Below are 2,458 nucleotides of genomic sequence, written 5' to 3'. Positions count from 1 at the left end.
CATTTTGAGGTGTCGCTTTATCGCTTATATCACTGCATACTTGCTAGCAAGTATGCAGTGTTTTTTATGTTTAGCCCAATCCAAAGATAGTACTGATATTAGAACCCAAGCTATTGAAGAGGCCATATTCTCGGTATACTAAAACTACTTTTACAGACAGCCCGATAGTGCGCTTAAGGCACTAAAAGAAATTGCCTATAAGGCAGAGAGTAAGCAGCTTTGGGATGCCCAGATAACTGCTTTATTACAAGCCGCTTGGTGTGCTGAGTACCATACCCAACTAGATACTCTTCTGCATTATCTGAACCGGACGGAACAATTGCTGCGTCAACACGCCGAAGCGCTAGATACTCTTGACCCGTCCGGCACACTTAGCCAGGACGTAGCTTATACCAGAGGTTCGTTTTACTACTCCGCCGGTGATTTTGTAGCGGCTATTGATGCCTTTAACAAAATTGTGCAGCCTCAATCATTATCAACTACTTCTGACTCCCTGCTAGTTAACGATGTTTTCGTTTATCTTGGCAACGCCTACTATCGGCTACAGAACTATCAACAGTCATTATATCATTTTCGGATTGCCTCAGAATGGCTACCAAAGTCAACTGATGTCTTAGACTATGACCGCGAATACAACCAAGCACTCCATGCTCTTTATCAAGCGCAATCATTCTTCGCTTCAGCTCAATATAATCATCAGTCAGGAGATTATGGAAAAGGAATAGCACTAGCCGAAAATGCTCTATCCTATTTTCTAACTCAGAAGGATAATCCTCGAGTAAAAAATCCAATACATTCATCAGCCAACTTATTGGCTTCTATTTATCAAGCTCAGCAACAGTACGATAGCACTTTGTACTATGTTTCTTTAGCTCTCTCGTCTCAGCAAAAGGCTAGCGCTAGTACCTTAATGATTGATACGTATAATAGACTTGGCCATACGTATATGCTGATGAAACGCTACCCGGAAGCTGAACAGGCTTTTCAACAAAGCTTACAATTAGCCGACCAAATGCTTCCGGCTAAACACTATCAGCGAAGCACTATCTACTTAGAGCGAGGGCAAACTTGGGAAGCCCAACGAGAATGGCGGGAGGCACTGGAAGATTATCAACAGGCCTTAGCTCAACTAGTGCCAGAGTTTAGAGCAACGGTTAATGTTCTCGAGAACCCAACTTACCAAGATACCGGGGCAAAAAAGGAATTGTTAGAAGTATTGTCTCACAAAGCCAAGGCACTATGGGGACTCTATCAGCAGCAGCCTGGAAGTACCGCTCCTTTAGTAAGTGCTTTAGAAATTTATCAGCAGATTGGAATTATTCTGGATGAAAGTCGGGAGGAATTTCCTTCTATTGAATACAAGCAGTTTGTTGCTTCGCATTTCTTCGGCATATACGAGCAGGCTATTCAGGTAGCTTACGAGTTACACCAGCGCCAACCGGCATCTGGTCAGTTTTTGGCCCAAGCGTTTCACTTTGCTGAGAAGAGTAAAAGCTTTATTCTGCTGGAAGCAACTCAAAAAACGCGAGCACAGAGTTTCGGAGGCATACCTGATTCGTTATTAGAGCGAGAGCGGGCGTATACCCGAAAGTTATCGTTGTTAGAACAGCAACGCAACGACTTAAATGATTCTGCGAGTCCTGAAGCTATCCAATTAGAGCAACAGTTGTTAATTACCCAAGATGCTCGTCAGAAACTGGTTCAGCAAATTGAGCGAGATTTCCCCGACTATTACGCGCTGCGGCACAATACTAAAGTGGCCTCATTAGCCGATGTGCAAGCCAATCTTCCGGCGAATACAACGCTATTATCCTATTTTTTGGGCGATAGCTCGTTATTTGCTTTCGGGATTAGTTCCAATAAGATCGTCGTTGACTCAGTTGCTAACCTTACTGCCTTCAAACAAGACTTAGATAACGTACTCTCCTTTATTAGACATTACGATTGGGAGGCGATTAAAGATTCGGAAAACACCCAGCGCTGGACTCAAAGCAGCTATGCTCTCTATCAACAGTTGATTAAAAATTTACTAGACTCTTTGGGTTCCAATCCAGAGAAATTAGTTGTTATTCCTGATGGACAGTTGGGTTACCTTCCGTTTGACGTATTGCTTACTAAACCAGTATCTAAAAACACTCTAAGCAAACCAGGTACTTTTCCCTACCTCATAAGAAAGCTACCGCTTCGCTACGAATACTCAGCCTCTCTATATATCCGGCAGCAGTCTCCCGAAAATACAACAACCAGTAAGGGTGCTTACGCTGGTTTTGCCCCAAAATATGAAAAAACCCCTTTTTTAGCAGAAAACAAGACAACTCGTAGTGGAACCAGTCGTGAAGGTTTTTACGATCTTCTGTATAACAAAGAAGAAGTGCAACAGGTCGCGGGACTATTTAATAGCCAAGTTTTTCTGGACGATCAAGCTACCGAACAAGCCTTTCGAAGGTTCGCTCCCCAG

The 2,458-nt window shown here is 43.2% G+C and carries 1 protein-coding gene; it reads left to right on the top strand.

The window, feature by feature from the left end; all coding sequences use genetic code 11:
* Positions 1 to 319: 319 nt before the first annotated feature.
* A partial coding sequence (locus WBA23_RS18225; protein ID WP_424583710.1) for a CHAT domain-containing protein occupies positions 320 to 2,458 on the top strand: 2,139 nt, incomplete at its 3' end.

The sequence above is a fragment of the Tunicatimonas sp. genome (assembly GCF_049647865.1).
GTDB lineage: Bacteria > Bacteroidota > Bacteroidia > Cytophagales > Cyclobacteriaceae > Tunicatimonas.
Note: the sequence above shows the minus strand (reverse complement) of the source record. Positions and strands in the feature narration are given on the sequence as shown.